General features: G+C 63.4%; 28 protein-coding genes. 15 read left to right on the top strand and 13 right to left on the bottom strand.

Annotation, left to right across the window (positions count from 1 at the left end; translation table 11 throughout):
- Nucleotides 1-146: 146 nt before the first annotated feature.
- Nucleotides 147-2,243: a TRAP transporter permease gene (locus tag NKH37_RS11100; RefSeq protein WP_023718848.1), complete on the top strand. Its 2,097-nt coding sequence runs from the start codon at nucleotides 147-149 to the stop codon at nucleotides 2,241-2,243.
- Nucleotides 2,240-2,623, top strand: a complete 384-nt coding sequence (locus NKH37_RS11095) for a DUF1850 domain-containing protein (protein ID WP_353006066.1) — start codon at nucleotides 2,240-2,242, stop codon at nucleotides 2,621-2,623. The genes NKH37_RS11100 and NKH37_RS11095 overlap by 4 nt, the downstream gene beginning before the upstream one ends.
- On the opposite strand, the gene NKH37_RS11090 is transcribed toward NKH37_RS11095, so the two are convergent.
- From NKH37_RS11090 to NKH37_RS11080, 3 genes are all read right to left on the bottom strand, one after another.
- Nucleotides 2,536-4,263: a saccharopine dehydrogenase family protein gene (locus tag NKH37_RS11090; protein WP_352964553.1), complete on the bottom strand. Its 1,728-nt coding sequence runs from the start codon at nucleotides 4,261-4,263 to the stop codon at nucleotides 2,536-2,538. The two genes, NKH37_RS11095 and NKH37_RS11090, sit on opposite strands and share 88 nt — an antisense overlap.
- 50 nt (nucleotides 4,264-4,313) lie before the next feature.
- On the bottom strand, nucleotides 4,314-4,694 hold the full coding sequence (locus tag NKH37_RS11085; protein ID WP_502895944.1) for a thiol-disulfide oxidoreductase DCC family protein: 381 nt from the start codon (nucleotides 4,692-4,694) through the stop codon (nucleotides 4,314-4,316).
- A gap of 257 nt (nucleotides 4,695-4,951) precedes the next feature.
- Nucleotides 4,952-5,098 carry a hypothetical protein gene (locus NKH37_RS11080; RefSeq protein ID WP_023718851.1) on the bottom strand — a complete coding sequence of 49 codons (147 nt, stop codon included), beginning with the start codon at nucleotides 5,096-5,098 and terminating at the stop codon, nucleotides 4,952-4,954.
- 408 nt (nucleotides 5,099-5,506) lie between these two features.
- Between NKH37_RS11080 and NKH37_RS11075 the strand changes: the two genes are divergently transcribed.
- From NKH37_RS11075 to ligD, 3 genes are all read left to right on the top strand, one after another.
- Nucleotides 5,507-6,013 carry a YciE/YciF ferroxidase family protein gene (locus NKH37_RS11075; protein WP_023718852.1) on the top strand — a complete coding sequence of 169 codons (507 nt, stop codon included), beginning with the start codon at nucleotides 5,507-5,509 and terminating at the stop codon, nucleotides 6,011-6,013.
- 125 nt (nucleotides 6,014-6,138) lie between these two features.
- Entirely contained in the window at nucleotides 6,139-6,990 is an 852-nt protein-coding gene (gene ku, locus NKH37_RS11070) for a non-homologous end joining protein Ku (protein ID WP_353006068.1), read from the top strand.
- Nucleotides 6,991-6,999: 9 nt separating this feature from the next.
- Complete coding sequence (gene ligD / locus NKH37_RS11065) at nucleotides 7,000-9,501, top strand: DNA ligase D (RefSeq protein WP_353006069.1); 2,502 nt, start codon at nucleotides 7,000-7,002, stop codon at nucleotides 9,499-9,501.
- Between the two features lie 224 nt (nucleotides 9,502-9,725).
- Here ligD and NKH37_RS11060 read toward each other — a convergent pair whose 3' ends face one another.
- The gene (locus NKH37_RS11060; RefSeq protein WP_352789094.1) at nucleotides 9,726-10,400 is read right to left on the bottom strand and encodes an ArsR/SmtB family transcription factor; all 675 of its coding nucleotides are present in this window, start codon (nucleotides 10,398-10,400) and stop codon (nucleotides 9,726-9,728) included.
- A gap of 68 nt (nucleotides 10,401-10,468) precedes the next feature.
- Between NKH37_RS11060 and NKH37_RS11055 the strand changes: the two genes are divergently transcribed.
- From NKH37_RS11055 to NKH37_RS11045, 3 genes are all read left to right on the top strand, one after another.
- Nucleotides 10,469-10,684 carry a DUF1127 domain-containing protein gene (locus NKH37_RS11055; protein ID WP_353006070.1) on the top strand — a complete coding sequence of 72 codons (216 nt, stop codon included), beginning with the start codon at nucleotides 10,469-10,471 and terminating at the stop codon, nucleotides 10,682-10,684.
- 95 nt (nucleotides 10,685-10,779) lie between these two features.
- Nucleotides 10,780-11,112, top strand: coding sequence for an NIPSNAP family protein (locus NKH37_RS11050; RefSeq protein WP_353006071.1), 333 nt, complete (start codon nucleotides 10,780-10,782; stop codon nucleotides 11,110-11,112).
- Entirely contained in the window at nucleotides 11,109-11,453 is a 345-nt protein-coding gene (locus NKH37_RS11045; protein ID WP_023718858.1) for an antibiotic biosynthesis monooxygenase family protein, read from the top strand. The genes NKH37_RS11050 and NKH37_RS11045 overlap by 4 nt, the downstream gene beginning before the upstream one ends.
- 10 nt (nucleotides 11,454-11,463) lie before the next feature.
- Here NKH37_RS11045 and mbfA read toward each other — a convergent pair whose 3' ends face one another.
- On the bottom strand, nucleotides 11,464-12,447 hold the full coding sequence (gene mbfA / locus NKH37_RS11040; RefSeq protein ID WP_023718859.1) for an iron exporter MbfA: 984 nt from the start codon (nucleotides 12,445-12,447) through the stop codon (nucleotides 11,464-11,466).
- A 181-nt stretch (nucleotides 12,448-12,628) separates the two neighbouring features.
- On the opposite strand from mbfA, the gene NKH37_RS11035 reads away from it, so the two are divergent.
- From NKH37_RS11035 to NKH37_RS11025, 3 genes are all read left to right on the top strand, one after another.
- Entirely contained in the window at nucleotides 12,629-12,946 is a 318-nt protein-coding gene (locus tag NKH37_RS11035) for a hypothetical protein (protein WP_023718860.1), read from the top strand.
- A 202-nt stretch (nucleotides 12,947-13,148) separates the two neighbouring features.
- Nucleotides 13,149-14,126: a threonine/serine dehydratase family protein gene (locus tag NKH37_RS11030; RefSeq protein WP_353006072.1), complete on the top strand. Its 978-nt coding sequence runs from the start codon at nucleotides 13,149-13,151 to the stop codon at nucleotides 14,124-14,126.
- Nucleotides 14,127-14,218: 92 nt separating this feature from the next.
- Nucleotides 14,219-14,872 (top strand): glutathione S-transferase family protein, encoded by a 654-nt coding sequence (locus NKH37_RS11025; protein WP_353006073.1) that lies wholly within the window; start codon nucleotides 14,219-14,221, stop codon nucleotides 14,870-14,872.
- A gap of 36 nt (nucleotides 14,873-14,908) precedes the next feature.
- On the opposite strand, the gene NKH37_RS11020 is transcribed toward NKH37_RS11025, so the two are convergent.
- From NKH37_RS11020 to NKH37_RS11005, 4 genes are read right to left on the bottom strand one after another with little or no spacing between them, the layout of a single operon-like run.
- Complete coding sequence (locus NKH37_RS11020; RefSeq protein WP_353006087.1) at nucleotides 14,909-16,045, bottom strand: ABC transporter permease; 1,137 nt, start codon at nucleotides 16,043-16,045, stop codon at nucleotides 14,909-14,911.
- An 8-nt stretch (nucleotides 16,046-16,053) separates the two neighbouring features.
- Entirely contained in the window at nucleotides 16,054-16,974 is a 921-nt protein-coding gene (locus NKH37_RS11015; protein WP_023718864.1) for an ABC transporter ATP-binding protein, read from the bottom strand.
- A complete protein-coding gene (locus tag NKH37_RS11010; RefSeq protein WP_353006074.1) occupies nucleotides 16,971-17,924 on the bottom strand; it encodes an HlyD family secretion protein in 954 nt (317 codons plus the stop codon). The genes NKH37_RS11015 and NKH37_RS11010 overlap by 4 nt, the downstream gene beginning before the upstream one ends.
- The gene (locus NKH37_RS11005; RefSeq protein ID WP_023718866.1) at nucleotides 17,921-18,637 is read right to left on the bottom strand and encodes a CerR family C-terminal domain-containing protein; all 717 of its coding nucleotides are present in this window, start codon (nucleotides 18,635-18,637) and stop codon (nucleotides 17,921-17,923) included. Before NKH37_RS11005 ends, NKH37_RS11010 begins: the two co-directional genes overlap by 4 nt.
- Nucleotides 18,638-18,725: 88 nt before the next feature.
- Between NKH37_RS11005 and NKH37_RS11000 the strand changes: the two genes are divergently transcribed.
- The 3 genes from NKH37_RS11000 to NKH37_RS10990 are packed head-to-tail and all read left to right on the top strand — an operon-like array spanning nucleotide 18,726 to nucleotide 20,997.
- Nucleotides 18,726-19,199 (top strand): CYTH domain-containing protein, encoded by a 474-nt coding sequence (locus NKH37_RS11000; RefSeq protein WP_023718867.1) that lies wholly within the window; start codon nucleotides 18,726-18,728, stop codon nucleotides 19,197-19,199.
- Nucleotides 19,196-20,143 carry a CHAD domain-containing protein gene (locus NKH37_RS10995; RefSeq protein WP_353006075.1) on the top strand — a complete coding sequence of 316 codons (948 nt, stop codon included), beginning with the start codon at nucleotides 19,196-19,198 and terminating at the stop codon, nucleotides 20,141-20,143. Before NKH37_RS11000 ends, NKH37_RS10995 begins: the two co-directional genes overlap by 4 nt.
- Before the next feature lie 41 nt (nucleotides 20,144-20,184).
- Nucleotides 20,185-20,997: a C40 family peptidase gene (locus NKH37_RS10990; protein WP_352789088.1), complete on the top strand. Its 813-nt coding sequence runs from the start codon at nucleotides 20,185-20,187 to the stop codon at nucleotides 20,995-20,997.
- A 110-nt stretch (nucleotides 20,998-21,107) separates the two neighbouring features.
- Here NKH37_RS10990 and NKH37_RS10985 read toward each other — a convergent pair whose 3' ends face one another.
- Nucleotides 21,108-21,941, bottom strand: a complete 834-nt coding sequence (locus NKH37_RS10985) for a DUF6647 family protein (RefSeq protein WP_353006076.1) — start codon at nucleotides 21,939-21,941, stop codon at nucleotides 21,108-21,110.
- 325 nt (nucleotides 21,942-22,266) lie between these two features.
- Nucleotides 22,267-23,070 (bottom strand): helix-turn-helix domain-containing protein, encoded by an 804-nt coding sequence (locus tag NKH37_RS10980; RefSeq protein WP_353006077.1) that lies wholly within the window; start codon nucleotides 23,068-23,070, stop codon nucleotides 22,267-22,269.
- Nucleotides 23,071-23,185: 115 nt separating this feature from the next.
- Between NKH37_RS10980 and NKH37_RS10975 the strand changes: the two genes are divergently transcribed.
- Nucleotides 23,186-24,046, top strand: a complete 861-nt coding sequence (locus tag NKH37_RS10975; protein WP_352851348.1) for an SMP-30/gluconolactonase/LRE family protein — start codon at nucleotides 23,186-23,188, stop codon at nucleotides 24,044-24,046.
- A 13-nt stretch (nucleotides 24,047-24,059) separates the two neighbouring features.
- Here the strand turns inward: NKH37_RS10975 and NKH37_RS10970 are convergent, their stop codons facing one another.
- Both NKH37_RS10970 and NKH37_RS10965 read right to left on the bottom strand, forming a co-directional pair.
- Nucleotides 24,060-25,772 carry a SulP family inorganic anion transporter gene (locus tag NKH37_RS10970; protein ID WP_353006078.1) on the bottom strand — a complete coding sequence of 571 codons (1,713 nt, stop codon included), beginning with the start codon at nucleotides 25,770-25,772 and terminating at the stop codon, nucleotides 24,060-24,062.
- Between the two features lie 181 nt (nucleotides 25,773-25,953).
- Entirely contained in the window at nucleotides 25,954-26,223 is a 270-nt protein-coding gene (locus NKH37_RS10965) for a helix-turn-helix domain-containing protein (protein WP_023718875.1), read from the bottom strand.
- Nucleotides 26,224-26,225 lie beyond the last annotated feature (2 nt).

Genomic DNA, 26,225 nt, shown 5'->3' with positions numbered 1-26,225 from the left:
CGCAGGGCCGGGAGGGGTCCTCGGCGACGCGCTCCATCGTTCAGGCAAAGGTCGAGGCAGTTGAGGTTACCCCACCCGTCCATCCGCCTTCGGCGGCTGTCCACCCTCCCCTCAAGGGAGAGGGACGCCCCCCAGGAACCCCGCCAATGACCGAAACCCCGACCGTTCTTTCCACCACAGCCGAAATCCCTGTCGAAGGCCTGCCACCGGGCTTCGGCGAAGGCATCGCTGGCAAGGCGGCTTTTTTTATCGCCGTCGCCTTCTCCATCTTCCAGATCTACATCGCCGCCTACGGCAGCCTGCCGAGCCAGGTCGTGCGCGCCATGCATGTCGGCTTCCTGCTGCTGCTCGGCTTTGCCCTGATCGCCAATCTGCGTGCCAAAAGCGTCCCGGCGAAAGCAGTCTTCTGGACTCTCGGCGTGCTCGGCTTCGCCACCGGTCTGTACAACTGGGTATTCTATGCCGACCTCATCCGCCGCTCTGGCTTCCTCACCACGCCTGACCTGATCGTCGGCGCGGTGCTGGTCGTGCTGGTCTTCGAGGCGGCGCGGCGGTTGATGGGACTGCCGCTTGCCGTTATTGCGTTCATCTTTCTCGCCTACGCATTTGCCGGCAATCATCTGCCACCGCCTTTCATCCATCGCGGCTATGATTTCGCCCAGCTCGTCGACACCTTCGCCTATGGCACGGAAGGCATCTACGGCACGCCGATCTATGTCTCGGCCGCCTACATCTTCATCTTCGTCGTCTTCGCCGCCTTTCTCGAACGCGCCGGCATGATCGCGCTGTTCAACGATTTTGCACTTGGCCTGGTCGGCTCATGGCGCGGCGGCCCGGCGCAGGTCTGCGTGCTGTCCTCGGCGCTGATGGGCACCATTTCCGGCTCCGGCGTCGCCAACGTGGTGGCCAGCGGCCAGTTCACCATCCCGCTGATGAAGCGCTTCGGCTTCCGCTCGGCCTTCGCCGGAGCCGTCGAGGCGACCTCGTCGATGGGCGGCCAGATCATGCCTCCGGTGATGGGTGCGGTTGCCTTCATCATGGCCGAGACGCTGAACATTCCCTATGCCGCGGTGGTCAAGGCGGCGATCATTCCGGCGCTGCTCTATTTTGGCGCCTGTTTCTGGCAGGTGCATTTGGAGGCCGGCAAGGCCGGCCTGCACGGCATGGCCAAGGCCGACCTGCCCAATCCGTGGGATGCGGTGAGACAACACTGGCCGCTGGTACTGCCGCTCGCAGCACTGATCTACCTGCTGTTTGCCGGCTACACACCGGTCTTCGCCGGCACCATGGGCCTGGCGTTGACCATTGTGCTTATCCTCGGCACGCCGCTGGCGGCATCGATCGGGCCGCTCGCCTTCCGCGTCGTCTTCTGGCTGGCGCTCGGGCTTGCCGCCGCTTCCTTCATGAAGTTCGGCGTCAACATCCTCAGCCTGGTCATCGCCGTGCTGGTCGTCGCCTGCCTCACCTTCAAGGGCGGGCGCGAGACACTGCGCATATGCGTCGATTCCCTTGCCGAGGGAGCAAAGAACGCGCTGCCGGTCGGCATTGCCTGCGCCATCGTCGGCATCGTCATCGGCACGCTGACGCTCACCGGCATCGCCTCGACCTTCATCGGCTGGATCATCTCGATCGGCGAGAACAATCTGTTCCTGTCGCTGCTTTTGACCATGCTCACCTGCCTGGTGCTCGGCATGGGCATCCCGACCATTCCCAATTACATCATCACCTCGTCGCTAGCCGGGCCGGCGCTTCTGTCGCTCGGCGTGCCGCTGGTGGTCAGCCATATGTTCGTCTTCTATTTCGGCATCATGGCTGATCTCACCCCGCCCGTGGCGCTGGCCGCCTTCGCCGCCGCACCCATGGCCAAGGAAAGCGGCCTCAAGATCGGCATCCAGGCCACCAAGCTTGCCATTGCTGGCTTCGTGGTGCCGTTCATGGCGGTCTATACCCCGGCGCTGATGCTGCAGGACCCCGGCCCGATCGCCGCCCAGTTCGGCTATCCCGTCGAGGTCGCCTACATCGTCATCAAAGCCTGCATGGGCATCGTCCTGTGGGGCGCCGCCGCCGTCGGCTTTCTCGCCCGGCGCATGGCCTGGTGGGAACGCCTCGTCGCCTTCGCCGCTGGCGTGCTGCTGGTTGCGGCGCTGCCGCTCACCGACGAGGCGGGCTGGGCGCTGTCTCTTGCCTGGATCGGGTGGCACTGCTGGCGCGCGCGGCAGGCGTCACTGGCCAATTCGGCATGAGCCTCTGCATCGTCGCGGCCGGCAAGACGATGACGCTCGCGGTCGCCGCCTTCACGCTCTCCTGGACGCATTCTGTGGAGAAGACCCAGTGGCAGGAAGACTGGAAGGTGCTGCCGTCCGGCCTGCAACTCGTCGAGGCACGAATCAAGGGCTCGGGCGCCGGCATGGCGCCGCCGCAAGGCTCGGCGCTGCGCGACGGCTGGTGGGTCTATGCGCCCCGGGTCGGGCCACAGCGGCGCCTGGTGCTCGCCGCCTCGGGCGCCACGGGTCAAGGCTGGACGCTGTGCACGGCTCAGGACTGCCGCGAATTTGGCAAGGTGGCAGGCGACACGATCTCGCTGGAGCCGTGCGGGTCGGAAGGCTCTAGCCAGCCACGGTAGCGGGCGATCATGCCGGCAAGCGGATGCGAGATATCGACATGGAAGCGGAAGCGGCCATCCTCCACCGTTTCGTAGGAAGTCGAGCGTGGACCGAGCCAGATCGGCAGCGGCAAGCCAAAAAAGCTCCAGCGGCGCAAGACCAGTGCCAGCCGGCCGTCCTCGGCAACCAGTGCCATCGCGAAGGTCAGCGGGCCGAAGCGTTCGCACAGCAGGCGCTGCGATCGACCCCGGCCTGCGAACTGTAGGCTCGAAAAACTGTGCTTGCCGAATGTCCGCGTCCAGGTCTCGCCGTCCTTGTCGGTGTCGAAGCGGACATGAACCGGGATGTCCTCGCTTGCTCCGGGGAAGCCGACCATCCACGCCATTAGCCGGCCAAGAACATTGTGCCCGCGTTCTACGCTAGCGCGGCCTGCGGCCGTGATCGTACGGTCATGCATTGACCGAATTGCCTCGGGAAGGCCTTGCCAGGCGGCACCGAGCAGCTCGGTATAGAGCGGCTTGTCCTCGTCCGCGGCCCCGTTCCTGAAGCCGGTGTAGATCGTCCGCCCGGCGAACAGGGCCTCATAGTCCCGGAGCTCTAAATCGCGCACCGCCGCCCGTGCGCCCGGCGCGGGCTGATGTCCGGCCAGCACTTTGCGGACCAGCGCTTCAACCGCCATCGACGGGATCAGCGGCCCATCGTTGCCCTCGGCCAAGAGATGCCACGAGCGCTTGCCGGTGGCGCCCGCGCGGTCCGATCCCTCCACCTCGACGAACATGCCGCCGCGATGCTCGCCCCAGCGCAGCCGGTTCGTCGCCTGATGCATCAGCGGCGCCAGCGGCGAAAGCGAACCGATCAACCCGGCGCGCACCAGCCAGGCGAGGCCGATCAGGGCGCGGTGCAGCACCTCGGGTACCGGCCCGGCTCCCATCCAGATGGTCCTCGCCTCCGGCCAAAGCTCGGCCAGAGCACGCAGGTCCGGAACGTCGACCAGCGAGAACAGCGTGTTTCGAAGCGGCAGCTGGCCCGGCGGCGCGATAGTATAGCGCAGCTGCTCGGTGAACGGACAGCCTTGTTCGGGACGGCCATTACGAACAAGGCGCACCGGCTGACCGGTGTAACCGGCGATAGCGCGAATGACGTTTCCGCCGACACCGGCGAAGGGCGACGGCGCGATGCCGCCGCGAATTCCGTCGACCCGCGTCAGGTCCGAAGACAGGCGGCGCACAACCGCCGCCGTCAGCACCGGAAAGCTCGAGACTCCGGATAGCACGAAGACGCCGGCGTTTCGCGCCGCCTCGTCGAACGCAGAGACACCGGCGACGAAATCCGAGCCGTCGGCAAGATCGAGATAGTTGACGCGCCGGGCGATGCATGCCTCGATCAGGCCATAGCGTCCCTCGCCATAGGCCTGGAACGGACCGCTCGCGTCGACCACAATATCAGGCTCAAATGCAGCGAGTTGCACGGCGAGATCGCCGTCACGGTCGAACAGTGCCGGCAGCAGTTGCGCTGCCGTCGGGGCGCGCTTCTTGCAATACGCGTCAGCCTTGGCGAGCGAGCGCCCGGCGACGAACAGGATCAGATGGGGCTCGCCCTCCAAAAGCTCGACGGTGCGACCGCCAAAGGTGCCATAACCCCCGACGACAAGAACCTTCATCCGCAGTTCCCCCAAAATGCCCCGCGCCGCTCCCGGCCACGGCGATGAGCCTAGCCGATCAATCTTGCCCTCACCTCGGCGGAAGGGATTTCACAATTGTCCTTCTTGCCGAACAGGGCGTAGCGGTTCTTTGCGATGCGATCGTAGAGCCAGTCGCGAAGCGGGCGCGGCAACAACAGCAGGATCCGCGCCGCTCGCCATGGCCAGGCGAGTTCGGCCATGACGGCAACGAAACTGTCCAGGCGTGTGAAAGCCGCGCCATCGATGATGACGAGATTGGTCTCGTAGCGATCCGTCTGCAGCCCGTATTTCTTGAACAGCATCTCGCCGAGCGGCGATTGCGCCGTTACGAAATGGAAGTGGCCCTTGCGGTCGAGCTTTACCACCGTCCGCACAAAACCCGAGCACAACACGCAGACGCCGTCGAACACGATCAACGAGCGACTTGATTCGAATTCTGGCGGCTCAGGAGAATGGTTCGGCTTGACGATCACGTGGCGCCCGGCAGCTGGTGTCAGGCGACACTAAGCCTGCCGGCGGCTGGATCAAAGCCCGGAATGTTAGAGGCTTGGCGTTGTCGCCCGCCGTCTGTCGGTCAGCGCAGGGCGCTCGGCGCGATAGGTCGTTGACCGGTTGTCGGCGTCGGGCCGGCAGATACGGCTGTCGTGACGGCTTTCCATGGTCATCATCAGTGCACGCTGATCCCAAGCGTGTTGCCACGGCGTGCGCAGGCGGGGCCTGGGCCGCGCATGTAATAGCGCTCGGGCCGATAGGTCGGCGCGACGAATTCGCGGATGGCGGCGGCATAGCCGGCGATTTGATTCCAGAAGCTCATTTTACTCGGTCCCTGTCCCGTTTCGGATGTCCCTTCCGAATTGCGGGGATCATAGCGTCCAGGCGTGAATAGTCGGTGAACGCGATGTTAATCTCTGGTCGAAAATGCCTTTGTTCATGGCTGCAATGCGGCTGATTCGCGGTGTTTCCGTGCTGTCCGTCGGCATTTCGCCCAGTGTGACTTTTGCATCACAGATGTTTCGCCTGAATGTCGCCGAGGCGCGCGTTTGTTTCACTTTTTGCTGCCACCGCGAAATTTCCGTGCACGTGGTTGAAAAACCAGGAACCGGCCCGTCAGCCGCACGTTGATTTCCCAGTGCCGGGACGAACCGGTTCCGCAGGCCGCCGTGCTCGGGTTGAGCCGCGGCCGAAAATCCGAAACAGCAAGAGCAATGGAAAGGCAAAGGCCATGGGCTTCTTTTCGAAGGATATCAAAACACTCGACGATCTCTTCGTGCACACGCTGCGCGACATTTATTACGCTGAGAAACAGATCGAGAAATCGCTGCCGAAGATGATCGATAAGGCGAGTGATCCGCAGTTGAAAGCCGGCTTTGAGAAGCATCTCGCCCAGACCAAGGGTCATATTCAGCGTGTCGAGCAGGTGTTCGAGCTGCACGGCGTGAAGGCCAAGGAGGTCGACTGCCCGGCCATCGATGGCATTCTCGAAGAGGCCGATGAGGTCAGCGGCGACATCGCCGACAAGGAGGTCCTCGACGCTGCACTGATCGCGTCCGCCCAGGCGGTCGAGCATTATGAGATGACCCGTTACGGCACCTTGATTGCCTGGGCCAAGCAACTGGGCCGCAGCGACTGCGCCAATGTGTTGGCCAACAACCTCAAGGAGGAACAGGCAACCGACCGCAAGCTTACCGAGATGGCGGAAAGCAAGATCAACCTGCAAGCCGCCGAGTAGGGCCGCGATCGAGAATGGAGTTCAGGCAAGGCTGGGCCGAAAGCCCGGACTTGCCTTTTGCGCCGCCGGAACCGGAACGGACTTTGCCCGTTCTCGGTTGAACGTTGTCGCGCAGGGAGTTTGTCATGGCGCCGCGCCCCGCCTGGAGAGGGTATCTCAAGCTTTCGCTGGTCACCTGCGCGGTCGAAGTGACCAATGTCGTCACCCAGGCCGAAAAAGTTTCGTTCCGCGTGCTCAACCGCAAGACTGGCAACACTGTCAGGCGCGTCTATGTCGATTCGGCAAGCGGCAAGCCGCTCGATGAAGGCGACGAGATCAAGGGCTACGAGATCGGCGACGGCGACTTCGTCCAAATCGAGGAGGAGGAGATCGAAGCCGTCCAGATCGAATCCTCGCATACGATGAGCCTCGACGGGTTCATCGAAAAATCTTCGATCCAGCAGATCTATCTCGACACGCCCTATTATGTGACGCCTGCGGACGATGTCTCGGAAGAGGCTTTTGCCGTCATCCGCGACGCCATGGCCGCCAAGAAGACGGCGGGCCTTGCCCGCATCGTGCTCTACCGCCGCGAGCGTCCGGTGGTCATCGAGCCGCTGGGCAAGGGCCTGCTGCTGACGACGCTGCGCTATGGCGATACGGTGCGCAGGCCCGAGATGGTGTTCGGCGACATCAAGCCGGTGAAGACCGACGCCGAGATGATCAGGCTGGCCGAACACATTGTCGATGAGAAACAGGCGAAGTTCGATCCTTCCGAATTCGAGGACAAATACGAAAACGCGCTGATCGAGCTGGTCCGCGCCAAGAAGGCCGGCAAGAAGGCACCGAAGACCAAGGCAGAACCGCGGCCCTCCAACGTGGTCAATCTCTTCGATGCACTGAAGAAGAGCCTTTCGTCGGAGGCCAGCCCGCCGGCAAAGGCCAGACGCCCGGCAAAAGCCGCCAAGCCCAAAGCCGCCCGGCGCAAATCGGCTTAGGATCAGACCATGGCCGGCCTCGAGCAATATCACGCCAAGCGCGATTTCAAGAAGACCGCCGAACCGGCCGGTAAGCTCGCGCGCGGCAAGAAAGCCGAGCCGGGTGGCATCTTCGTCATCCACAAGCATGCCGCCACCAGGCTTCACTACGACCTTCGTCTCGAGCATGGCGGCGTGCTGTGGAGCTGGGCGGTCACGCGAGGCCCCAGCCTCGACCCGCATGAGAAGCGGCTCGCCGTGCATGTCGAGGACCACCCGATCGACTATGCGCCGTTCGAAGGCACCATCCCCAAGGGCCAATATGGCGGCGGCTCGGTCATTGTCTGGGACGAAGGCACGTGGGTCCCCGAAGGCGACCCTGCTAAAGGGATGAAGAAAGGCCATATCAATTTCGAACTGCATGGCCACAAATTGCATGGCGCCTGGCATCTGGTGCGGCTGAAGCCGCGGCCCGGCGAAAAACGCGACAACTGGCTGCTGATCAAGTCCGACGATGCCGCCGCGCGTCCCGGTGAGGACATTTTGCAGGAGGCGCCGCAATCGGTGAAATCCGGCCTGACCATCGAGGAGGTCGGCGAAGGCAAGACCGCCGACGGCAAGAAGCCAAGCGTCTGGCAGTCCGACAGGCCGGCCGCCGGCAAAGCGAAGGCTGTCGCGGCAAGGCGGCTCGAATTCGTCGAGCCGGCGCTCGCCACGCTGGAGCGGGACGCCCCGCCCGGTAAGGACTGGCTGCATGAGGTGAAGTTCGACGGCTATCGCATGCAGGCGCAGCTTGCCGGTACCGAGGTGCGGCTTTTGACACGCACCGGCCTCGACTGGACCGACAAATTTGGTGGCTCAATTATCGCGGCACTTGGCGGCCTGAAATGTACCGATGCCGTCATCGACGGCGAAATCGTCGTGCTGGCGGATAATGGCGTGTCGTCCTTTTCGCTGCTTCAGCAAGATCTGTCGGCGGGCCGTACGGACCGTTTCATCTACTATGTCTTCGACCTGTTGCAGCTCAATGGTCAAGACATCCGTTCCGAGCCGCTGGTCGAGCGCAAGGAAAGGCTGCGCAGCCTGCTCGCCGGACAGACCGAAGAGCAGGCCGTGCGCTTCAGCGACCACTTTGCCGAGCCCGGCAAGATCATGCTGGAGCATGCTTGCCGCCTGGGCCTCGAAGGCGTCGTCTCCAAGCGTGCCGATGCGCCCTACCGCAGCGGGCGTGTTCCCTCCTGGGTGAAGTCGAAATGCACGGCGCGCCAGGAATTCGTCATCGGCGGCTACATGCCGTCGGACAAGACCGGGCGTGGCCTGCGCTCGCTGCTGGTCGGCTATCACGAGGGCGGCAAGCTGCGCTATGCCGGCCGCGTCGGCACCGGCTTCACGGCCAAAAGCACCAACGAGCTGAAGAAAAGGCTTGATGCGCTGAAGACGACAACCTCGCCCTTCGACAGCGCGGTGCCAAGGGGCAAGGGGCTGGTCTGGGTCAAGCCCGAACTTGTCGGCGAAGTGGAGTTTCGCAGTTGGACGTCGGACCGTATAATACGCCACGCGTCCTTCCAGGGATTGCGCGAGGACAAGCCGGCGGAGGAAGTCGTGCAGGAGAAACCGAAAGCACGCTCAGCCACGGCAGAGCCGAAGCCAAAGCCCACCAAAACCGCAGGCGCGGCGAAAACCTCGGTTACGCTGTCCCGCCCTGACAAGCTTCTGTGGCCCGAGGAGAACGTATCGAAGCAGGATCTGGTCGATCACTACGCGCTGGTCTGGCCGCGCATGAAGCAGTTCGTCATCAATCGGCCGCTCAGCCTCGTGCGGGCGCCGGACGGCGTCGGCGGCCAACGCTTCTTCCAGAAGCATGCCTCGGCCGGCATGCACGACAAGATCGCCGTGATGAAGGATCCGACCGATGGCGAGGAGATATTGTTCATCCGCGATTTCGACGGTCTCGTGGCACTGGTGCAACTGGGCGTCGTCGAGATCCATATTTGGGGCTCGACCACCGAGGAGCTGGAAAAGCCCGACCAGATCATCTTCGATCTCGATCCCGACGAGGGCGTCGACGTGAAGGCGGTGCGCGCGGCGGCACTCGACATCCGCGGCCGGCTCGACGAACTGTCCCTGCCGAATTTCGTCAAGACCTCGGGCGGCAAGGGCTACCACGTCGTCGTGCCGCTGAAGCCGTCGGCGGATTGGGACGAGGTCAAGGGCTTCGCCCATGAGTTCGCCCGAGCGCTCGAACAGGGCGCACCCGACCGCTACACGGCGACGCTGTCGAAGAAGGCACGCACGGGCAGGATTTTCGTCGATTATCTGCGCAACGGCCGCGGCGCCACCACCGTCGCCCCCTATTCGTCGCGCGCCAAAAAGGGCGCCACGGTATCGATGCCGGTGACCTGGGCGGAGATCGAGGCCGGATTGCCGCCCAACGCCTTTCCGATCGGCGACAAGACGACGCTGAAGCGGCTCGGGCAAGCCGACCCCTGGGCGGATTTTTTCAAGCAGGCCAAGCTGCTCAAGCGCGACTAGTGCATGTCGCGCAAAAGTGTGCAGCGGTTTTGCGATAACGACATGCATCAAAACAAGGACCTAAAGCGCATCGCATGAGGCCGGTCGAACGCGACGCGCTTTAAAGCAATTCCAGGAAAAGTATGAAAAGGTTTTCCGTCCGGAATTGCGTCAAAACAAAAAGACAGAGCGGTTCGGCGTTTCCGTGAAACGACGAATGCGTACTAGCGCGTCGAAGCGATCTGTCAGGCGAGAAACGTTTTCTCGAAGGCCTGCTTGCCTGCCGGTGAAAAGATCACGGCACGGCTGTCCTTCTCGCGCCGCGCCCATTTCTCGGCGAGGATCTTGTCGAGAATGGCGGCGCCCAGCGTGCCGGCAAGGTGCGAACGCCGCACGCTCCAGTCGAGGCACGCCCGGCACACCGGTCGCCGCGCTTTGGTATGGATGTCGATGCCGATCGCGGCGAAATGCGAGGCGGCCGACGGCCCAAGCTGGATCTCCTTGTCGTCGCGCAGGAGCACTTGTCGAGCGACAAGACGGTCCAGCATCGCCACCGCCTGCTCGCCGGCGAGGTGGTCGTAGCAGACCCGCGCCACGCGCATGGCCGCGTCGCGAGGGCCGGGTCGCACCCTCTGCGGCCCGACAGCAGCAGCGACGCCGGTGATGGCTTCGATCATTCCTGCCACCTGCGGGCCGGCGAGGCCGTAATAGCGGTGCCGTCCTTGGCTCGCCAGCGTCAGCAGCCCGCCTTCCATCAGCTTCGATAGATGGGAGCTCGCTGTCGGAAGCGACACGCCGGCTTCGAGTGCCAGTTCGCTCGCCGTCAGTGCTGTGCCGCCCATCAGTGCGGACAGCATGTTTGCCCGCGCCGGATCGCCGACCAGGCTGGCAATGCGGGCTATGTCAGGGCCTTCGCGCATAGTTCGTTCCTCATCGAAGCATCCTCGTCAGACAAGCATTAATCTCGATGCAAATCAAGGAGACGACGATGCCTGCAAGGACCATTCTCAGCGCCGCGCCTGCTCGCCGGCCGTTCCCGTTAATTGTCTTGCGCCGCTTGCGGCTGCGGCTCCTGAAGCGGTGGTACGACCGTCATTCGCAGCGCCTCGATCTCGCCGAAATCGACGATCATCTGCTGCGTGACCTTGGCCTGACACCCGAAGACGTCCGTCGCGAATACGCGAAATCCTTCTGGCAGGCATGATCAGCGAGGGATTGCCTAGCATATCGATCTTCGGAACGTTTCGACCCGGCTCGAACTGTGGTCGCAAGAAACATCCACCCGCCAAGGAGGCGAAAATGACCATTACCTGCTTCATCCGCTACGAGATCGATCCGTTCGGCAAGGCGGCGTTCGAGGAATATGCCCGCAATTGGGGGCAGGCGATCCCGCGCTGCGGCGCCGATCTGATCGGCTATTTCGCGCCGCACGAAGGCTCGGCCACCACGGCTTATGCCGCCTACAACATCGACAGTCTTGCGGCCTACGAAGTCTACCGCGCCCGGCTCGCCGCCGATCCCGCCGGCAAGGCGAATTACGAGTTCGCCCGGCGGGAAAAATTCATCCTGAAGGAGGATCGCATCTTCCTCAAGCTGGCCTCCGGGCCGCATGGTCCTTTGGTGAAGCCATGATCGCCGTCATCTTCGAGGTCGAGCCGGCGGCGGGCAAGCGCGAAGCCTACCTCGGCATCGCCGCCGACCTGCGGCCGCTGCTCGACGGCATCGACGGTTTCCTGTCGATCGAGCGCTTCCAGAGCCTTGCCGATCCGAACCGCATCCTGTCGCTGTCCTTCTGGCGCGACGAGGAAGCGGTGAAGGCCTGGCGCAACACGCAGGAACATCGGCAGGCCCAGAAAGCCGGGCGCGGCGGTATCTTTGCCGACTATCGTTTGCGCATCGCCCACGTCGTGCGCGACTACGGCCTGACCGAACGCGCCGAGGCGCCAGCAGACAGCCGGGTGGTGAACGGATAGGGGCTGCTTGCTATGCATTCCCGATCAGCACCCCTGCCGCAAACACCAGCGCGCCACCCAGCACCACCTGGAAGGCGGCGCGCCAGAATGGCGTCTGCATATAGCGGTTCTGCACGAAGGCGATCGCCCACAGCTCGAAGAAAACCACCACGGCGGCGACAATGGTCGCCGTCCAGAAAAGCGGGATGAGATAGGGCAGCGCATGGCCGAGCCCGCCCAGCGTTGTCATGACGCCGACGGTCAGACCGCGTTTTGCCGGCGAGCCGCGGCCCGACAACTTACCGTCGTCGGAGGCCACTTCGGTGAAACCCATCGAGATGCCGGCGCCGATCGAGGCAGCAAGCCCGACCAGAAAGGTCTGGAACGTGTCGTGCGTGGCAAAGGCGGCGGCAAAGATCGGCGCCAGTGTTGACACCGACCCATCCATCAGCCCCGCCAGCCCCGGTTGTACGTAGGTCAGGATGAACTGGCGCTGCTCGGCCGCCGCCTCTTCGTCCTTGACCGCGCCCGGCACATGCTTTTGCTCGAGCCGCTGCGCCAGTGTCTCGTGGCCCTGTTCTGCGATCGCCAGATCGTCGAGCAGCTTTCGCGTCGACGCATCGCCTGTGCGCTTGGCCGCCTCGACATAGAACAGGTAGGCCTGCCGCTCCATGGCCTCGGCTTGGCTGCGCACATGATCGACGCCGAGCGGCCTCACCAGCCAGTCCGGTTTGCGCTCGTAATAACCCTTCACATGTTCGCGCCGGATCAGCGGTATCCGCTCGCCGAAACGCTTGCGGTAAAGCTCGATCAGTGAATCGCGATGGCCGTCCTCTTCCTCCGCCATCTCTTCGAACACTTTGGCCGATTGCGGAAAGCTTTCCGCCAGCCCGTCGGCATAGGCGCGATAGATGCGCCCGTCATCCTCCTCGGAGGAGATGGCGAGCGCCAGGATCTCCTGTTCCGAGAGCGATTCAAAGGAACGGCGGCCGAGGCCGAAAACGCGGGAAAGCATGAGAAATTCACCCTAGTTTAGAATAGTTCTAAACTATGACCTTGCACGTCGCCGGTCAATCGTGCGTGCTCCGCTCATGCTCAAAAGCTACAGATTTCGAAACCCCGAGCAGGTCGTCGTTTGCTATCGGTGAACGTTCACTTATATAACCGAATCTGAACCAAGAGAAAGGAACCCGCAGATGCCGGAAAAACAGCAGCCGTTTGATCCCAAACCAGTCCTCGACCTGATCGCCAACATCGAGGCGGATCTGCAGCGCCTGAAAGGCCTGGTCGAGCAGCAGGTCGAAAAATTCGATCCCGCCAATCCGCACAACAAGGCTCCCGATGGCAAGTTGACTGAGGAGGGTGTCGAGTGCTGCTATCGCCTGTTCGACGAGGGCAAGTCGCGCTATTCGGTCGCCCAGCAGATGAAGATCTCCTTCGCCGCCGCCACCCACCGCTTCAACACCTGGCGTAAGATGGGCGGTCCCAAACGGCAAAAGACGCTGTTGGGGTGAGGAGCGGCGGCCAAGCCGGTCAATCGGCAACGATTTGTCGATTGAAGCGACGACCGCATGGCGGAGAGACGAGGAGGCGGCAGGTGGCAGGCACGCTCCTCTCCTGCCTGCAAGACGAATTGTAACCGTCACATTTTTTCATTGGTGCGCGGCCTCCCTTTCCGTGCACCATAGGCGGTCTCATTTCTTGCAGGACCTCGCCATGACCACCCCTCCCGGCATCGCCGATATCCGCAGCGCAGCAGCGCGATTGTCCGGCCTGATCGTCGAAACGCCGCTGATCGAATCGCCGGAGCTGAACAAGCGCTTCGGCGCCAGGATCCTGTTCAAGCCCGAGACGTTGCAGCGCACCGGCTCCTTCAAGTTCCGCGGTGCATACAACAAGCTCTCCTCGCTCTCGGCGGAAGAACGCGCTGGCGGCGTCGTCGCCTTCTCGTCGGGTAATCACGCGCAAGGCGTTGCCGCCGCAGCGGCGATGTTCGGCGTCAAGGCCGTCATAGCCATGCCCACCGATGCGCCGGCGATGAAAGTCGGCAATGTCAGGAAGATGGGCGCAGAAGTGATCACCTTCGACCGGGTCCGCGACGATCGCACTGCCGTCGTCCGTTCTTACGTGGAAAGGGGCATGGTCCTGGTGCCGCCCTACGACGATCCGGCCATCATCGCCGGCCAGGGCACGATCGGCCTCGAATTGATGCGCCAAGCACAAGCGCTTGGCGTCAGCCTGGATGCGGTAGTCGTTCCCTGCGGCGGCGGCGGGTTAAGCAGCGGCATTTCGATAGCGGTCAAGGACGCCTCACCGGGCACCGCCGTCTGGGCCGTGGAACCCGAGCATTTCGATGACACACGCCGCTCGCTGATCAAAGGCGCCAGGGTGTCGAACGCGCCCGGCCACACCTCGATCTGCGATGCCCTTCTCGTCGCAGAGCCGGGCGCGATCACTTTCGAGATCAACCGCAAGAATCTCGCCGGCGCCATCACCGTTTCCGACAAGGCAGTGGCACAGGCGATGCGCGATGCCATGGCTTGCCTGAAGCTGGTCGTCGAACCTGGCGGTTGCGTCGGCTTGGCCGCGCTGTCGTCAGGCGAGATCGACCTTGCCGGGAAATGCATTGCCGTGGCGCTCTCCGGTGGCAATGTCGATCTCAGCACCTATGCCGAGATCATTGCTGCCGGCTAGGATAGCAACCAGTTCCAGGTCATGTGCCGATTCGAGGTGCTTGAGCGTCCGTTGCGCCCGGTCGAACCGGTACCCTTCAAAGACTGAGATCAATGAAACTGTTCTTCAGCCGCAATCCCAATCCTCGCCTCGCGGTCGCGGTGGCACGGTATCTCAAAGCCAAGGTCGAGTTCGAATTCGCCTCTCCCTTCGCTCCGGGGCAGGCCGAGCGCTTTCGGCCGCTCAATCCAAATCTTTCATTGCCTATCCTTGTGGGCTTGGGAAAAAGCCTCTGGGAGGCCGACGCCATAGCCTGCCGGTTTTCACGCAACACGCATTCGCATTTCTGGCGCACCGGCGACGACGAGCCCGAGATGATCCGATGGCTGAGTTGGGGCAAAGAGAACTTCGCAAGAGCCTGCGACGTCGTGCATTTCGAACGCGGGACCAAACAGCGCTATGGGCTCGGCCCGATCGATCAGGCGCGGGTTGAGGAGGGCCTGAGCGACTTCAGCACCGCCGCCGCAATACTTGATGCCGAGCTTTCCGAGCGAGACTGGCTGGTCGGAAGTTCGGTTTCCTATGCCGACTTTCGAATGGCGACGTTTCTGCCCTTCAACGACGTCGCCCGATTGCCGCTCGATGATTATCCTTCTGTCGGTCGCTGGTATCGGCAGCTTGAAGAAATCGACGCCTGGCGCGATCCCTTCGAAGGGCTCAATGCGCCTGAATTGGCGCCGGTCCCGGGTCAGGCCAAGCCGGTGTGAATCTCGGTCATTTGCACAAGCGGATCGAGTTCGACCCTAATCCAACGTCCGGCGGAACCGCACCAGCGCCACGCCGGCGAACAGCGCCACGAACACCACCAGCCAGCCGATCTCCGTTGCCACCGCCGGCAGCTCGGCGCCCTTCAGCATCACCGCGCGGATGATGCGCAGGAAATGCGTCAGCGGCAGCACCTCGCCGAAAATCTGCGCCCAGTCCGGCATGCCGCGATAGGGGAACATGAAACCGGACAGCATGATCGACGGCAGGAAGAAGAAGAAGGTGAGCTGCAGTGCCTGCATCTGCGTGCGGGCAATCGTCGAGATCGTGTAGCCGAGCAGCACCAGCGCCAGCACGAAGATCAGGACGGCCGTCAACAGCAGCGACATCGATCCGGTGAAGGGGATGGCGAACAGAAGCTTCGATGCCGCCAGCACCACCAGCACCTGCACGGCGCCGACCGCCAGATACGGCAGCACCTTACCCAGCATGATCTCGAGCGGGCTGGACGGCATCGCCAGAAGGTTCTCCATCGTGCCGCGCTCGGTCTCACGCGTCAGCGCGATCGAGGTCATCATTACCATCGTCATCTGCAGGATGACGCCGAGCAGGCCGGGCACGATGTTGTATTGCGATACGGCTTCCGGATTGTAGCGCCGGTGCACTACGACCTGGAGCTGGCCCCGGGCAGCTTCGGCCGCTGTCTCCTGCATGCCGCGCGCCCTGAGCAGCGCCTGGTTGGCAACGGTGCCGAGCGTCGAGATGGCGCCGCTGGCGACGGCCGGGTCGGTCGCATCCACCTCGATCAGGATCTGCGGGCTGTCGCCACGCTCGACCCGTCGGGCGAAATCGGCGGGAATGGTGACGACGAAGGCAACGTCGCCGCGCGCCATCAGGAATTCGGCTTCGGCGGCACTTTGCGCGACATGGTCGAAGCGGTAATAGCCGGTGGTCTGCAGCGCCGAAACCATGGCTCGCGTGTAAGGATCGCTGCTCATCGCCACCAGCGCTGCCGGCAGGCTCTTCGGATCGTTGTTGATGGCATAGCCGAACAGCACCAGCTGCATCAGCGGCACGCCCAGCATCATGGCGAAGGTGATGCGGTCGCGCCGCATCTGGATGAACTCCTTGATCAGCAGCGCACCGAGCCTGGCGAAGGAAAAGACGCTGTTTATCCCGTTCTTCATCCCATATTGTCCTTCGAACCGGACATGAACTGGATGAACACATCCTCCAGGCTGGTCTCGCCGGGCGAGACCCTGACGCCCTTGTGGTCTTTCTCGACGTCGGCGAGCGCTGCCTGAAGCGCCGTCCTGTCGGAGCCGACTACATGCAGCGTCGCGCCGAACGGCGCCACCTGGTCGACGCCTGGGCGGCCATGAAGTGCGGCAGCGACCTGATCGAGCCGCGGCCCTTGCAGGACGAAGGTGGTCAGCCCGGCATTCCTCACCACGTCCTCAACCGTGCCGGTGGCCAGCATCTTGCCATAGGAGATGTAGCTGATGCGGTGGCAGCGCTCGGCCTCGTCCATGTAATGGGTGGAGACCAGCACGGTCAGCCCGCCGCTCGCCAGCCGGTGGATCTCGTCCCAGAATTCGCGCCGCGCCTTCGGGTCGACGCCAGCCGTCGGTTCGTCGAGCAGCAGCAGTTTCGGCTTGTGCATGATGCAGGCGGCCAGCGCCAGCCGCTGCTTCCAGCCGCCGGACAAGGTGCCGGCCAGTTGGTTTCTGCGTGATGTCAGGCCGAGCTCCTCAAGCGTCTTGGCCACATGTTCGTCGAGCGGCTTCAGCCGGTAGAGCCGTGCCACGAATTCGAGATTCTCGCCGATGGTGAGGTCTTCGTAGAACGAGAATCTCTGCGTCATGTAGCCGACTTCGCGCTTGATCCGCAGGCTGTCGGTGCGGATGTTGAAGCCCAGAACCGTGCCTTCACCCTCATCGGGCGTCAGCAAGCCGCACATGATGCGGATGGTCGTCGTTTTGCCCGAGCCGTTCGGCCCGAGGAAGCCGACGATCTCGCCCTCGGCCACGGTCATCGTCACATGGTCGACGACAGTCTTGTCGCCGAAGCGTTTGACCAGGCCGTGCACGTCGATGACGTTCATTTTCCGATGTCCGCCAGATCGACGTCGACGATCTGCCCGGGCTGCAATGCGCTGGCGTCGCCTTCCGGCCGCGCTTCGACCAGATAGACCAGCTTTTGCCGGGTCTCGAGCGAGTAGATCACCGGCGGCGTGAATTCCGGATCCGGCGACACATAGCTGACGCGTGCCTTCACGCCCGATCCGCAACCATCGCAATGGACGTTGAGCAGCGTGCCGACCTCGACCGAGGAGAACGCGCTTTCCGGCACATAGACGCTGAGCTTCACTGCGCCGTCCGGCAGTATGGAGATGACCGGCGCGGTCGGCCCGGCTGTATCGCCGGGATAGCGGATGACATCGTTGACCCTGCCGGGCGAGGGCGCCGTGAGCACACGCTTCGACAGTCGCCATTGCGCTTGCTCCAGCGCCGATTGCGCCTGCCTGACCTGATTGTCGGCGGCCTTGATCGTCTCCGGCCGTGCCGGCAGGCCGCCGACAGCGAGATTGGCTTCCGCCTGGCCGACCTGCGCGCTGGCCGTCTCCAGCGCCGCGGAAGCCGTATCATAATCGGCCTGCGTGCCGGTGCCGCGTTTGAACAGATCGCTGGCGCGGCTGTATCTGCGTTTGGCGTCGGCGGCTTGCGCTTTGGCCATGTCGACCTGCGCCTTGAGCACTGCAATCTCTTCCGCCCGCTTGCCGACCTGCAGGTCGGCAAGTTGCGCCTGGGCCTGCGCGAGGGCCGCCTCGGCCTGCGCGATGGCGATCTTGGCGTCGGCGTTTTCCAGCGTCACCACCGGCGTGCCGGGCGCTACGCGGTCGCCGCGCTTGACCGCAATCGTCTCGACCTGGGCCACCTCGATCGGCGCCAGCAGCACATAATCGCCCTCGACGTAGCCGACGGCGAGCGGTGCTGCCGGCGCGCAGGCGCTGAAAAGCTGGGCGGCAAGCGGCAAAGAACAGAGCAGGCTCATGATCCACGATCCTTCCGGACAGCCAAATCGCGCCGAGCTAAAATCGCGCTGAGATTGTCGGTTACTGTTGCCGCGATCTTGCCGGCCTCGTCATCGCCGATCTCGCGCCAGCCCATCCGGCGCATAACCGCCTCGCGGCCGATGCGGAAATAGACGACCTGGCCAATCAGCGTGAATACGGTGAGTTTAGTGCGCTCGCTCTCGGCCGGCTCGCCCGTCGACTGTTCCCAGATCAGGCAGAGCCGGTGATGCGCCGGTTCGAACACGCCGTCATAGATACGGTCGAGCGCGGCGGTTGGATGCGACAGCTCACGCAGGACGAACTGTACAATCTCGCCGGCTTCCGGCCTTGCCGCGATGAAGGCGACCATCCGCTCCAGTGCGACGGCTAAATGTGCCCGCGCGGCCTCGGTGTCCGCCAATGCCGCGGGCGGCGCTTGCAGATTGCCGATCGCCTGGCCCGCAATGGTCTGGATGGTGTCTACGATGTAGTCGGCCGCCGCGTTGCGGAGCCCTTCCTTGCCGCCGAAATGATAGGCGATCGAGCCGATATTGGCCTTGGCCTCAGCCGCGATCTGGCGCGTCGACGTGCCGTCGAAACCCTGGCGTCCGAACAGCTTCAGCGCCGCGCGCACGAGGGCCGTCCGCGTCATATCCGCGGCAGTCTTGGGCGCTTCATGAGGAAGGCCGCTGGCACTGGGCGATTTGATCATGGTCTATACTTTAATCAATCGAATGATTAAAGTCAACTGTGGTCAAGCGGCTTGCCAACTCTGGCCGTGCGCGCTTTAGTGCCTCGCCATGGGCAAGGAAATCGAGCGTAAATTCCTGGTCTCAGGTGAGGAATGGCGGGGAATGGTCAAGGCGGACATTCATATCCGTCAATTCTATCTTGTCGCCGAGCCTACCCGCACGGTGCGTGTGCGCATCAGCAATGATGCCGCTGCCAAGCTGACGCTCAAGTTCGGCAGCCAGGCCCGCGAGCGCGATGAATTCGAATATCCGGTGCCTTTGGCGGAGGCGCAAGAGATGCAGGCCTTTGCCATCGGACGTGTCATCGAGAAGACACGCCACCATGTTAGACACCGCGGCTATCTCTACGAAGTCGATGTCTTCGGCGGGACGCTTGCGGGGTTGGTGATCGCCGAGCTCGAGACGCAGGAGGATGTACCGGACGAAATGCTGCCAGATTGGCTCGGCCGCGAAGTCACCGGCGAGCCGAGATTTTACAACGCGTCGCTCGCCCTTGGGGGGATTCCGGAGATCGTCGCATGAGCTTTCGTATCGATCCGCGCATGTCGCTGACCGGCGAGGTCAGGCGCATCCTCGCCGAGGAGATCGGCAGGGCGCTCGTTCATCTGGACGCGGCGCATGACAGGCCCGAACAGGCGCTGCACAAGTGCCGCAAACGGTTGAAAAACGTCCGCGCTTTACTGCGCCTAGTTCGTTCCGGGGACGAAACATTCTGCGTGACCGAGAATCAGTGCTACCGCCAGGTGGCGGCCCTGCTTGCCGGTCCGCGTGAGGCGACTGCGCTGGTCGAAACAATCGACCGGCTGGCGGCAAGCTTTCCCGAGCAAAGTGCCGGCGGCGGTCTCGGTGCCGTCCGCGATAGGCTCGTCGCGCGCCAGCATGAGCTGCATGTCGGAGCGGGCCTCGACGCTGCGATAGGCGCGGCGGTTGCCGCCTGCGAGGAAGGTGTCGTCCGCATCGACAAGCTCGCTTTGCCCGACCAGCCGGAGCAGGCTGCCGACGTGCTCGCCGAAGGCGCGCGCACCACTTTGCGCCGTGCCAGGAAAGCGCTGGACAAGGCGGCTTCGCGAGGCGAAGCCGATGACTTTCACGATCTGCGCAAGGCGGCCAAGACGCATGGCATGCACCTGTCGCTGCTCGGCAGGCTGTGGCCGACGCCGATCAAGACGCGGCGCAAGGCCGTCGACGAACTGGGCGAGCGGCTCGGCGAACTGCACGATGTGCTCGTCATGCGCGCGGTTCTCGATGCCGAGGACCAGCCGCTTGGCCCCCCTGAGGACACGCGGTTGCTTGGCAAGCTGCTGAAGCGTTCGGAAAAGGGCCTGAAAAAAACCTGCCTCGCCGAGGCGGCCGGGCTTTTCGGCGACAGTCCGAAGCGCTCGACGAGGAAGCTCGCCCGTAAGGCGCGCGACGATCTCACAGCGGCACCGCAGCACGAAGACGCCGGCGCGCCTGGCGTGGGCTGATCATGGTCTAATTTGCCGCCCTGTGATAATCGCCGTCTGGCATGACCGAGCCCGGCGACACGCTTCTGGACCGACTTGGCCGCTGGCTTGCCGGCCGGCTGCAAGAGGAATCGTCCGGCTACGAGCCGTACACGCCGTCCGACGCCGAAACGCTGCGCCGCACGCTCGAGCCGGGCGACATCCTGCTCATCGAAGGCAACCAGAAGATCTCGGCGGCGATCAAATACCTCACCCAGTCGACCTGGTCGCATGCCGCCTTTTATGTCGGCGATGCATTGCCGGAGCCCGAGGACGGGTCGGAGCGGCGGCGCCTGATCGAGGTCACGCTCGGCGATGGCTGCATCGCCGTGCCGCTGTCCCGCTACCGCAGCTACAACACCCGCATCTGCCGGGCGAGCGGCCTGGCTCCCGACGATCGCGAAGCGGTCGTCGCCTTCATGATCGGCAGGCTGGGTCTCAGATACGATCTCAAGAACATATTCGACATGCTGCGCTACTTCTTGCCGACGCCGCCGGTGCCGGTGCGCTGGCGCCGCCGCATGCTGGCTTTCGGTTCCGGCGACCCGACGCGCGCCATCTGCTCTTCGCTGATTGCCGAGGCCTATGGCCGGATCCGCTACCCGATCCTGCCGGAGATTACCCGCGCGCCCGGCCGTGCCTCGGCCCAGTCGAGCTATTCGCGCAAGGAAATCCTGCACATCCGCCATCACTCGCTCTACACGCCGCGCGACTTCGACCTGTCGCCCTATTTCCGCATCGTCAAGCCGACGCTGGAATACGGCTTCGACTACCGGCAGATGGTCTGGGATGACAAGGCGGTCGCGGCCGCTCCGGAGACGAAGACCGCCGGATAGCCGCTCGATCTTGTGGTTTGAGCATGGGGCCCTCCGAGAACCGGTTTTGCGGCCGATACTCTGGGGTAAGAAGCTCAGTCAGACTGGCTGCCCCCGAAGCGGCTTCAGCATCAATACAGGCAGTTCGTGCGAACCAACAGCGTGAAAGGATCGAGCTCAAATTCCTTCAGAAGGTCGCTGCCGAACAAGGCAAGCCACCGCTCTTGCGCCTCAAAGGCCGCCTTCTCGCGTTCTTCCGCGCATGCAAACTTCAGCCCGGCCACGGTTTGGACGTGATGGACCAACTCATGCACAAGTACCGACAGCTCCGCCGGGGTGCCGCCTGTCCAGCCCTCCGGCAAGAAGATAGTCCGTGCTTCGTCATCGTAGATAGCAATAACAGTGGGCTGCTTGCCAACATTGTCCGGACTGGCAAAATTGGGGCTGCTGTTCCAGCGATCCGCCGCCACGTCGCGAAACCGCAAACCTGCCATCCTGCGCGCAGGTACGAAGCTTACCGCCGGGGGCTCTTCGATCGACGGAAGGCCGAGTTCAGACGAAAGCCATACCGCTATTGCCATTAGCGCGGCCGGCTGCGAGCGGTCAGACATCTTCATGGGAGCAAGAGCACCAGGTGCGCCGGGCAATTGGATGCCGGGCCGGGCGGGATCGGGTCCCATAAGCTCCGAGTCGCCCGCGGGCGCGGCAAGCGTCGCTGATGCTACTACACCGGGTGCGCTGAGCAATTCGATATAAGGCAGGACCAACGGCGGCAATCCTGAGCCTGGATCGGCATTGGGTCCCCTAAGCTCCGGCTCGTCCGCGGACGCGGCAAGTGTCGCCGCCAGGATCACGCTTAGGACGCAAGGCAAGCATGCCCTTAAGAGCGCGCTCATGGTCACGACCTCCTTGATCGGCAGCGCCATCAATTGGGAGACACCGCCGTGATGAAGAAACAACGCCACGAAAGAGCGTTCAGGTTTGCATTGCGGTCAACGAATGCGACGGCTTCGCGACGTGCTCCCGTAAGCTGCGAAGCGATGCATAAATTACTGGCCGGTGTCCCGTGCGCACCTCCTGACGCCGGCCCCGGACTGCAAAGCAGCCTGGATAATCACAGGCTCACCCTACGCAAGCCGATGTCCATGCACATCGGTACGGTCACCCAATTTATAGGCGCCGCTTGCCTAGTTTTCGGCGCGCCTGCCTAGTCTTCGCGGCTTACAAGGCGTCTGTGGAGGACAGCAGCCTAAACCCAAGAATCCGACCTCAGTCGTTCCGTGATTTGACCTAGGCCGGCAGACGTCGTCCGTTTGCGGCGGCCGCAACTCGATCGTCCGTCCGCGCGCCTGCGTCGCGCGGATGTGGCCCGATCGGCATGATCACCGGGAATGGCGTTGCGCCGAACGCAAACGTCCATTTGTAGCCGACCAGCCCGTCTTCGGGCGTCGTGTGCTGGTCGTGATGAGCAAGCAATTTGGCGCGCTCCGCCAATTCCTCCGCCTCGCGCCTGACCATTTCCGCCGTTTCCGGCCGCATCCGCCTGGAGAAGCTGACGAACGTCGCCTCGCGCTCAAGATGGGTGATGGCCCAGCCGATGAAATTCTTGTTGGTCATCTCGAACAGCGGCCGCAATGGCCCGTCGAAATTCCACTGGATCGGCGCCTCGACCAGCAGCCTTGCCGACAGGCCGCCACCAAGCGCGACCAGGCCGAGTTCCTCGAGGTCGCGCAGATAGAGGAACATCGAAGCCTCGCTCAACCCTTGTGAGCGCATGATGCCTTCTGGCGTGAATTTCTCGGAAAGCATGACGAATACGAACAGCAGTGCCGGCCGCCCGGCGAGCCTGCGCTCGATCTCCGGCGCGATCGGGTTGGCAGGTCCCGGTCCCCTGTTCATCGAGCCGAGCACGTTCTCCAACTCCACGCCGGCGGCATCGCAGATCTCGATCAGCCGGTCGAGCTTGCAGTTGCGCTCATGGAAGATGCGCTTCACCGTCGGCTCGGAAACGCCCATCCGCTCGGCAAGGACACGGTAGGTCACGCCCTTGGCCTTAAGCGTCCGCTTCAGCGCTTCGAAGATCGGGCCGTTCATGGGATGCACCTCTTTTACGCGATTTGGTATCAGCCTTCGGTACTAGTCCCGATACATCTTCCCGAAAAGTATCGAAAGGCCTAGCTCTCCGCCATTCCATTACAGGAGACTAGCCATGAAGAGCCTCTTCACCTCGATACTTCTCGCCCTGGTCGGCATCGCCGCCGCTCCGGCAGTTCAGGCGGCCGAACTCTGGCGCGCTACCGGGCTTGAGCAACCGGAATCGGCGCTGTTCGATGCCGCCGGCAAACGCATCATCATCTCCAATATCGTTGGCAATCCCGGCGACGCCGACGGCAATGGATACCTGTCGGTCCTGTCTGTGGACGGCAAGATGGTTACGCAACATTGGACCGACGGCATGGACGCGCCCAAGGGCATGGCGATTGCCGACGGCAAACTCTACGTCGCCGACCTCACCCATGTGCGCGTCGTCGATCTCGCAAGCGGCAAGCTAACATCGACGATCGACGTGCCGAACGCGGTCTTCCTCAACGACGTGACCGCCGACGCGTCCGGCAAGGTCTACGTCACTGATATGCTTGCCGATACGATCTATCGCATCGACGGCGACCGGCCCGAACTGTTCGTCAGGGATGCGGCGCTTGCTTCGCCGAATGGCATCTTCGCCGATGGCGGCCGGCTGATCGTCGCTTCGTGGGGCAAGGGCATCAAGCCCGATTTCAGCACCGCGGAGCCGGGCGGCCTGCTCTCGGTCGATCTCGCCACCAAGGCAATTGCGTCACTGCCCGGCGCAGAAAAGTTCGCTAACCTCGATGGCGTCGTCGCCATCGGCGGCAGCGTTTACGCCACCGCGTATATGACCGGCACGCTCTACAGCTACAAAGCCGGCGGCACGCCGCAAGCGGTTGCGACGTTCAAGCCGGGCAGCGCCGACATCGGCACCGACGGCAAGTCGACAATCTTCGTGCCGCTGATGAACGACGGAGAGATCGCGGCGTTAGGCCTCGACTAAGCCAGCCATCGGCTCAGGCGGCGGGCGCGGCTTTCTTCAGCTGCGCCCGCGCATCCGTGATCGAGGCGGCATAAGTCACCAGCGGCCGCTTGACGCCGTGGTTGATCAGCATGCGGCGTGTCTGCGGTGAAGCGCCTGAGATAATGAAGCGAACGCCGGCGCGCTTGGCCTTGTGGGCCGCGCCCTCAATAACATTGGCCGCCGTCGAATCGAAGAACGGCACCGCCGAACAGTCGAGGATGAAGTTCCTGCGCTGGTCGGCGATGCGGTCCAGCACCGTGCCGACGGTCGAGGCGGCGCCGAAGAAAAAGGCGCCCGATATCCGGTAGACGACGGTATCGGCATCGCTCGCCTCGCTGGAATCATAAGCGCTGGCGCGGTCGGCAACGTCTTCCTGGACCAAGGATTGATGGTCCGCCTCCACCGCGATGCTCTTGGCCATGCGGTCGATGAACAGCATCGAGCCCAGCGCAAAACCGACGACGATGCCTTCGGTCAGGTCGCGGAAGATGACGATCAGGAACGTCGCCAGCAGTACCAGCGCATCGCCGCGCGAGGCGCGCAGCAAGGTGGCGAAGGCCTGTTTCTCGAACATGTTCCAGCACACCACCGCCAGCACGCCGGCAAGTGCCGCAAGCGGGATATAGCTGGCCAGCGGTGCCGCCACCAGCATCAGGGCAAGCAGGATGGCCGAGTGCATCATGCCTGAGACCGGTCCATGCGCGCCGGCCCGTACATTGGTCGCGGTGCGGGCAATGGTGCCGGTGGTGCAGATACCGCCGAACAAGGCGGAGGCGATATTGGCGAAGCCCTGCGCCACCAACTCGCAATTGGAGCGATGCCGTCTTCCGGTCATGCCGTCAGCGACGACGGCCGACAGCAGCGATTCGATCGCCCCGAGCAGCGCAAAGGCGATGGCGTCCGGCAGCACGTCGATTATCCTGTCGAGGCTGAGCGGCGGGAAGGCCGGCCATTGCAGGCTGCGCGGGATGCCGCCGAAGCGCGTGCCGATCGTTTCGGCCGGCATGGCGAGCAATGCCACGACGAGTGATGCCAGCCCGATGGCAATCAGCATGGCCGGCCACTTCGGCCGAAACCGCTTCAACAGCGCAATGGTGATGATGGTCAGTGCCGCCACCGCGGTTGCGCCGAGGTTGATCGTTCCGGCCGCCTCGCCGATGGCCATCAGCTTGGGCACCAGCGGCCCCGGTTCCTTGCCGGCGAGCTTCAGCCCGAAGAGTTCGACGATCTGGCCGGAGAAGATGATGACGGCGATGCCGGCGGTGAAGCCGACGGTCACCGGATAGGGGATGAACTTGATGTAGGTGCCAAGCCTGAGATAGCCGATGGCAAGCAGGAACAGGCCGGCCATCATCGTCGCCAGCAGCAAGCCGTCGACGCCAACTCGCGCCACCGTCGCAGCCACCAGCACAATGAAGGCGCCGGCCGGGCCGCCGATCTGGAAACGGCTGCCGCCAAGCGCCGAGACCAGGAAGCCGCCAATGATCGAGGTGTAGAGCCCGCGCTCCGGCGTCACGCCTGAAGCAATGGCAATTGCCATCGACAGCGGCAGCGCCACGATGGCGACAGTCAGCCCGGCGATGGCATCCGCCTTGAAGTGCGCGAGCGTATAGCCCTCGCGCAGCACCGTCACCAGCTTCGGCGTGAACAGTTCGGAAAATGTCGGCCGTGCCGGTTGATGCACTGCCCGCCGGGTCTGATCCATCGAGTGCCTTCCCCATGAAACCAAGGAGGCGGCGGGATCGTCGGCAGGACTGTCGGCGGTCGCCGTCGCGACTTGGAGCGGCGTGCGTCCAAATCGACGCACAGGTACGCTCCAACACTTTTGAACCGCGCATTGGACTATCCGAAAATCGATTTCGATTTTCGGCGATGCGGCAGTACCGTCAGCCTTGCGGGTTCTGCGGCGTGACAGGCTTGAGGCGAACGCCCCTGCCGCCACGCTCGCTCGCCTGGTTGTCGCCGATCAGCTCGACCCCGGCCTCTTCAAGGGCCTGGATGACCTTCATCAGCGTATCGACCACGCCCCGGACCACGCCGTCGCTCGCTTCCATGCGCTGAATGGTTGGAAGCGAAACCCCGGCGCGCTCGGCGAGCGTCTTCTGATCGATGCCGGCCAGCGCCCTCGCGGCACGCATCTGCGCGGCAGTGATCATCG

Origin of the sequence: Mesorhizobium sp. M1217 (assembly GCF_040318275.1) — a bacterium.
In the GTDB taxonomy this organism is placed as follows: domain Bacteria; phylum Pseudomonadota; class Alphaproteobacteria; order Rhizobiales; family Rhizobiaceae; genus Mesorhizobium.
Note: the sequence above shows the minus strand (reverse complement) of the source record. Positions and strands in the feature narration are given on the sequence as shown.